The sequence below is a fragment of the Kribbella sp. DT2 genome, assembly GCF_049844575.1.
GTDB lineage: Bacteria > Actinomycetota > Actinomycetes > Propionibacteriales > Kribbellaceae > Kribbella.
The window spans coordinates 615,656-622,476 of the sequence record NZ_JBNCLH010000006.1; the positions used below are offsets into that span (position 1 = coordinate 615,656).

Consider the following 6,821-nt stretch of genomic DNA (forward strand, 5'->3'; position numbering starts at 1 on the left):
CACAGTCGTGGTGCACACCGACAGACCTTCGACCTGGCCTGAAGAGGCCAACCGCCGGCCGGTGCACCGTCGAACAATCGTCCCATCGGATCAGCGCCCGCGCTTCCGGACACGCACGCCGGCGAAGTAGCTGCCCAGTAAGGAAGCTGCCCTGTAAGTAAAGCCGGGCGCGGGGTTGAGGCTTGACCAGGCGTCCCCTGCCCGGTCCCCCGCGCCCGGCGGTCAGGTGACCGGGATCGCGTTCAGCACGGTCTGGTCGATGCTGCCACCGGCCGCGTCGGTCGCAACAGCTCGAAGTGACAACGTTTTTCCGGGCAGCACGGACCACGGCGGCACGAGCGCCGTGTACTTCCCACCCACCGGTACGACGAGCGCCTGCGTCCAGCGCCGGCCGTTGTCGCTCGAGTACCAGAGCTTCGCGCCGGTCACCCGGGAAGCGGTCGAGCCGGTGAGGTGGTCGACGAGCAGGTCGATCGTGAGCGGTCTCCACGCGGGCGCACGCCCGAAGCCGTCGACGGCGGCGTCGTACCCGATCTCCAGCAGGGCAGGCGGTACGCCGGTCGCCTTGGTCGGGTCGGGTGCGGCGGAGGTGTAGTTCCAGACCGTCGACGCCTTGTTCGCGGTCGGGAACACCGCGGGGTCGAGCGTCCAGCTCTGCTCCAGGCGGAAGCGCGCCGATTCGCGCGGCACGGGGAAGTACGCGGAGCCGGAGGCGGCCTCGCCGACCGGTGTGTTCTCGCGAGAGAGCGCGATCCGGCGTTCCTGGTACGCCGACGCCGGCGGCTTGCCGCGGTGGAACGCGTCGCCCAGACCGACGTCGACGAACATCGACGTCTGCGAGTGCGAGGCCACGAACATCGTCGGGTGCAGGGTCTGCGCGAAGCTGCGGTCGACTTGCGCTCGCGCCGGGAACGGGAGGTTCTCGCGATCGCAGAGGTCCGTGCCGGTGGTCGCGGTCAGGCACTGGTTCCAGAGGGCTCCTGGGTCCGCGGTCAGAAGCTCGAGCTGGTGCGAGGGGACCTGGATCGTACGGCGGTTGACCCAGCCGACGCCGGACTCCTTGGTCGACCAGGCGCGGGTGAGGACCTGCTCGCCAGTGCCGGAGATCGAACCGAACGTGTTGTCGACGCGGGCCATCCGGGCGACGTCCTGACGGGTCAGCTTCGCGGGAAGCGGGAAGCGGTCCTTCACCAGCAGCAGCTCGTACGCCGCTGGGTCGCTCGGGCGCGGCTTGCCGGTCGGTTCGAGGCGCCAACGGTTGGCCGCCTCGAAGGAGCCGCTGCCGGTGAGCTTGGTGGTCGGTTGGATGAAGACGGTGCCGGCGGCGATCTGCTCGGGAGTGAAGAACCAGAAGTCGCTGACGCCACGGCTGGCGGAGTGCCTGGAGACACTCACCGCTGATTCGGCCAGCCGGGTCGGCTGCCCGTCGAGGGTCGGGGTTCGGAGGGCCTGGGCTTTTCGGGCGTCGATGACGTAGGTGGTGTCACCGGTGATCGCCAGCTCGGCGGTGCCGGCCAGCGCGAACGTCGCGGGCCGGGCCTCGCCCGGGCGGGCACCGGCATCGGTTGAGAGCGGAGCGGCGTCGGTGGAGGCCGGGGTGGTCACCGCTGACAGCAGGCTCCAGCGGCCCGGGGCCAGGCGGGCTTTGGCCGTGCCCTGGGCGTCGAGAGTGAGGTTGTTGGAGTTGCCGGTGACGTAGTCGAACGCGGTGACCTTGCCGCCGGCGTACGGGGTGCCGTTGCGGTCGAGGACCTTGACGGTGAGGTCGTAGCGCGGCGGTTCGTCGTACAGGCCGAGGGCGAGGCGGAGGGCGCCGAGGGAGACTGTGCCTTCCCACCGGTCGTCGGGGAGCAGTGCGGGGTCGACGGTGATGCGCGTCGAGGCGGTGCCACCGGCTGGGACCGTGAGGGTCGACGGTTCGGCGGTGACGGCTTCGGCCGGGGCGGTGACCGCGGTCGGGGTGCGTTCGACGTCAGTGACGGGGAGCGTGACGGGCGTCGTACCGGAGTTGGTGACGGTGACGACCTGGCTGCGCGGCTGCTTGTCGGGATGGCGCAGGTAGCCGAAGTCCAGTGACGCGAGGTCGGTCGACAGCGTCGGCTGGTGAGCAAGATCGAGGCGGCCGTTGCCGAGCGTCCAGCCGGCACCGGCGGGAACGGTCGAGGCGACGACGGCGGTCTTGAGCTGCTGCCAGGTCTTCGCCGGACTCTCCTGCAGCAAGAGCGCGGCGGCGCCAGTCACGAGCGGCGTCGCTTGCGACGTACCGGACATCGGGACATACAGGTCGCCGTCACGAGCCCCGGCGCGCGCGCCAGGGATCTCGACGCCGGGCGCGGCCAGGTCGGGCTTCAACCGGTACGTGCCCTTGGTCGGGCCTTCGCTGGAGAAGTTCGCCTGCTGTCCCGCCGCGTCGACGGCCCCGACGGTCAGCGCCGAGGCCGCGATCCCGGGACTGCCGATCGTGTACGGCGTCGCGCCGAAGTTGCCGCGGTTGCCCGCGGCCGCGACGAACAGCGTGCCGGACGACTCGGTCAGCCGGTCCAGCGCCGTCGAGACGAGGTCGTCGCCGTCGCCAGGGGTCGAGCTGAGGCTGAGGTTGACCACATCTGCGCCTTGAGCCGCGGCCCACTCCATGCCGGCGATCACCCAGGACTCCTGGCCGAACCCGTCGGCGGCGAGCACCTTGCCGGAGATCAGTTCGGCGGCCGGGGCGATGCCCTGGCGCGCGCCGTCGGAGCCTGCGCCGTTGCCGACGACGAGCGACGCGACGTGGGTGCCGTGACCGTTGTCGTCCTCGGCACTCGCGCGGTCGCCTTCGCCGTTCGTCTCGGCGGGGCCCTCGCGGTTGCTGTGGTTCTCCTCCGCGCTCGTGGTGAAGTTCTCCGCGGCGGTGACCTTGCCTGCGAGCGCTGGGTGACCTGAGTCGACGCCGGTGTCGAGCACGGCGACCTTCACCCCGCGGCCGTCGAGTCCTCGGGCCCAGGCGGCCGGTGCTTGGACCTGCTGGAGGTACTGGTCCGGGGCTGAAGCTGAGGTAGAGGGTGACGCTGCTGAGCTCGACACGGAGGTCGCGGCGAGCTTGCGGTCGAGCCAGATCTTGGTCGGCGCCCGCCGGGAGGTCAGCCACGCGAGCGGCCCGCCGTCCTTGGCGAGCGTCCCCGCGACCGCGCCGACGCTTGCGAGCTCGCGCGGCGCGCGCAGACCGGCGCGGGCCCCAGCCGGGGCACCCTGCGTGATCACCGGCAGGTCGGCGCGATGCGCGTCGTCGTACTGCATCTCGACCAGGCCGGTGACGTCGAACAGCGCCGGGTCGAGCACCGACGGGACCAGGTCGCCGACCGTCGACGGGACGACCGTGACGCGGCCGGCGTCGCGGCGTACGGAGAACGCCGTGCCCTGAACTTTCGGCTCGATCTGGACGTCGGACCCGTGGACCACGACCTTGTCCCCGGTGATCAGCGTGACGGTCGCGGAGGGTTCCCACGCGGCCGGCGGGACGGCGCCGGCCGGGGGAACTGTCGCCGCGCTCGCGGTCCAGGGGAGACCAGTGGCGAGCACGACGACGACCAGGGGGACACGCAGGACGGACAGGCGGAGGCGGGGCACTTCCCTGTGGTATCGAATCCAGCATGGTCCATGCCACGAGATAGCGTGTCGGATGCCGGACATGTCCACTACTGGTCAGGAGGTCGCATGCTCGAGTCGGTCGGAGTTTCCGCCGAGGACGAGGCCGCTTACCGGGCGCTCCTGGCCCTGCCCGGCTGCATCCTGAACGACCTCGCCCACCGCGTCGGCCGCTCCCCCGACGACCTGCTCCCCACGGTCGACCGTCTCGAGGAGCTCGGTCTGCTCACGCGCACGCCCGACGAACCGGCCCGTCTGCTGCCGACCAGGCCCGACGTCGCGGTCGACGCCCTGGTCGCCGTACGCCGTGCCGAGCTCGACCGGGTCCGCGCCGAGGCGCGCGAGCTGCTGTCCGAGCTGCGCGCCCAGGAGCAGCACCGGCCCGACAACCTGGTCGAGGTGATCGTCGGGCAGGAGGCGATCGCCGTCCGGTTCGCGCAGTTGCTGAACCAGACCAAGGACCAGTTGCTCGTGCTCGACCGACCGCCGTACGCGTCAGGCGTCGAGCAGTCCGACAACACCGTCCGCGGCCTGCTCAGTGCCGGAGTGACCGTGCGCGGCATCTACTCCCCCGACTCGCTGGAGGTCGGTGGCGTCGACGAGGCGTACAGCGCCGCCGACGCCGGGGAGAGCTCGCGCGTGCATCCCCAGCTGCCGATGAAGCTCGCGATCTTCGACTCCACGACCGCGCTGCTGCCGCTGTCGGTCGACCAGCTCGTCGACAGCGCGCTCGTCGTCCACCCGTGCGCGCTGCTGGACGCGCTGATCGAGATGTTCAACCTGCTCTGGGACCAGGCCGCGCCGATGGCTCCCGCCGTACGGGACCCGCTCGACGCGCGCCTGATGACACTGCTCGCGGCCGGGTTCAAGGACGACGCGATCGCCCGGCAACTCGCCCTGAGCAGCCGAACGGTCGGCCGCCGCGTCGCCGAGCTGATGGAAACCCTCGGCGCCCGCACCCGCTTCCAGGCCGGCATCCACGCGCAACGCCGCCAACTGCTCGACCCGGACAAGTGAGATCGGCGTCATGGGTCGACCGCTGAAGGTGATCGGCGCGCTGCTCGCGGTCGCGCTGCTGACCGCCGGTGCGCTGAAGCTCGTCAACACCGAGCCGCGGAACCGCACCGAGGACCTCGCGTCCGCGGACCTCGGCGAACTGTGCGCCAAGCCCGGCGGTGTCTCCTTTTCCGACGCACCGCCGTACGAGGGGCCCCGGCCGCACCCGATCGTGGTGGTCGGGTTCAACGAGGATCCCGCCGACGCCGGTAAGTCGTGGGCGCCGGCGTGGAAGCCGCAGCGCGCACAGATCCAGCTGATCGGGTGCGTTGCCGGCAAGAGCTCCGGCAATCCGGTCCTCGGCGACTCGTGCACCTTCAACCTGCCGACGCAGCGCGAGGTGCCGATCGTCGAGACGACGACGCTGGTGACCGTGTACGAGGCACGCACCGGTCACCAGGTCGGCCAAGCGTCCGTGCCGAGCGGGAGCGCGGAGTGCCCGACGCAACTGGTGGTTGGTGAGGGGTCGGTCATCGAGGCCGAGCCCGGCTACGAGCAGTACGCGGCAGCGCTCCGCCAGTACGTCGACAAGTAGGACGTCAGCAGGCGGCGAGCATGCCTTCCAAAGCCGTCTTCTCGGCGGACTGCAAGGACAGGCCGTAGGTGTACTTCACCCAGATCCACTCGCGTGCGTAGATGCAGTGCACGGAGGCGTTCGTCGGCTTCCACTCCGACGGGTCCCGGTCGCCCTTCGAGCGGTTGCTCGACGCCGAGACCGCGATGAGTTGGGCGATGCCGCGGTCGTTGGCGAACTGTTGCCGCTTGGCCGTCGTCCAGCCGTTCGCGCCGGACTTCCACGCCTCGGCGAGCGGGACGATGTGGTCGATGTCGATCGCGGAGTCGTCCTCGACGTACGTCGCGTCGTACACGCTGTACCAGCGGCCGGCCGTCGGCTCGCACTCGGCGTCGACGGTCACGCCGGTGCCGTCGCGCTTGAGCACCTCGTCACGGGTGTCGCACGCGCCGGAGACGGTGATCCAGTGCGGGAACAGGTCGCGGCTGTAGCCCGAGGTGGATCCCTCGGTCTTCACGGTCAGTGAGGCGAGCTGCGTTTGCGCCGTACCCGCGGGTGGCGGGTCGGGCGGGTAGGCCAGCGCGGTTCCGGCGCCGACGATCCAGGTGGTGGCCAGCGCGGTGGCGAAGACGGTCTTGCGTCGCATCGGTCAGGTCCTCCGAGGGTTGGGCGGATCCCCCCTGACGAGCTGCCTCAAGCCTTCCCCGGGTCCGGCGCGCCGGAAACCACCTGAGGGTGAAGGATCGGTGAATCAGTCGTGCTCGACGACCGTCAGCGTCCAGCCGGCGCCGGTCCGGTCCAGCTCCGCGTGCCACTGCTCGGCGACCAGCTTCTGCAGCGCCTTCGGCGTACCGGGGTCCTTGCCGGACTCCAGCAGGTACCGCGCGATCAGCCCGCGGGTGTGCTTCGCCATGTGCGAGACGACCGAGCGGACGCCGGCGCGCTCGCGGACGACCGACACCGCGACCCACTTCGCGGCCGGCTCGTCGGACGGGCGCCAGGCAGCGGCGTACGTCGACGAACGGCAGTCCACGATCACGCTCTTGCCGACCGCCGCGTCGAGGGTCTTGCGGAGCGGTTCACGCCAGACCGACGCGAGCGGCCCGAGCCCCGGCAACGTCGTACCCATCGACAGCCGGTACGGCGGTACGCGGTCGCTCATCCGCAGCGCGCCCCACGCGCCCGAGACGACAAGCAGCCGGCTGTTGGCCCGCCGCTTCGACCCCGGCGACAACCTGGCGTAGCCGAGCGCGTCGTACAGGACACCCGAGTACAACTCCGAAGCCGGCACCGCAGGCTCCGAGCGCCAGTGGATGTTCCGCTCGACCTCGTGCGCGAGCGACGGACCAACTCCCAGTACGCCGAACGCGTCGCTGCTCGCCGACACCTTCGCCAACGCGTCGAGCACCAGCTCGCGCGTCGGATTGAGCTCAGCAAACGACAGCGCCTCCAGGTCGAGCGCACGCCCCCGCGCCCGCCCGGTCTTACCCTCCGACGGAGGAAGCAAAATCAAAGTCACACAACCCTCCCCCGACGACTGCGGAGTCCCTCAAGGTTTTGGGGCCGCCCGTTCTGGACTGAGGAGGGAGGGAGCGCAGCGACCGACCGACGAGGGAAGAACGGGCGA

Annotated in this window: 5 protein-coding genes; 2 read left to right on the top strand and 3 right to left on the bottom strand. The window is 70.8% G+C overall.

Going from position 1 to position 6,821, the window contains the following annotated elements; genetic code table 11:
- Positions 1-222: 222 nt before the first annotated feature.
- Positions 223-3,606: a S8 family serine peptidase gene (locus ACLQ2O_RS27545; protein ID WP_425836479.1), complete on the bottom strand. Its 3,384-nt coding sequence runs from the start codon at positions 3,604-3,606 to the stop codon at positions 223-225.
- Between the two features lie 87 nt (positions 3,607-3,693).
- Between ACLQ2O_RS27545 and ACLQ2O_RS27550 the strand changes: the two genes are divergently transcribed.
- Both ACLQ2O_RS27550 and ACLQ2O_RS27555 read left to right on the top strand, forming a co-directional pair.
- On the top strand, positions 3,694-4,641 hold the full coding sequence (locus ACLQ2O_RS27550; RefSeq protein WP_425836482.1) for a transcriptional regulator TrmB: 948 nt from the start codon (positions 3,694-3,696) through the stop codon (positions 4,639-4,641).
- 10 nt (positions 4,642-4,651) lie between these two features.
- Complete coding sequence (locus tag ACLQ2O_RS27555; RefSeq protein WP_425836485.1) at positions 4,652-5,215, top strand: hypothetical protein; 564 nt, start codon at positions 4,652-4,654, stop codon at positions 5,213-5,215.
- 4 nt (positions 5,216-5,219) lie between these two features.
- Here ACLQ2O_RS27555 and ACLQ2O_RS27560 read toward each other — a convergent pair whose 3' ends face one another.
- Together ACLQ2O_RS27560 and ACLQ2O_RS27565 are read right to left on the bottom strand one after the other, a co-directional pair.
- The gene (locus ACLQ2O_RS27560; RefSeq protein ID WP_425836488.1) at positions 5,220-5,840 is read right to left on the bottom strand and encodes an HNH endonuclease family protein; all 621 of its coding nucleotides are present in this window, start codon (positions 5,838-5,840) and stop codon (positions 5,220-5,222) included.
- 105 nt (positions 5,841-5,945) lie between these two features.
- The gene (locus ACLQ2O_RS27565; protein WP_425836490.1) at positions 5,946-6,713 is read right to left on the bottom strand and encodes a YaaA family protein; all 768 of its coding nucleotides are present in this window, start codon (positions 6,711-6,713) and stop codon (positions 5,946-5,948) included.
- Positions 6,714-6,821: the final 108 nt, after the last annotated feature.

Coding starts and splice junctions, on each gene's coding strand:
- ACLQ2O_RS27550 (WP_425836482.1), top strand. CDS start 3,694: ATGCTCGAGTCGGTCGGAGTTTCCGCCGAGGACGAGGCCGCTTACCGG.
- ACLQ2O_RS27555 (WP_425836485.1), top strand. CDS start 4,652: ATGGGTCGACCGCTGAAGGTGATCGGCGCGCTGCTCGCGGTCGCGCTG.
- ACLQ2O_RS27560 (WP_425836488.1), bottom strand. CDS start 5,840: ATGCGACGCAAGACCGTCTTCGCCACCGCGCTGGCCACCACCTGGATC.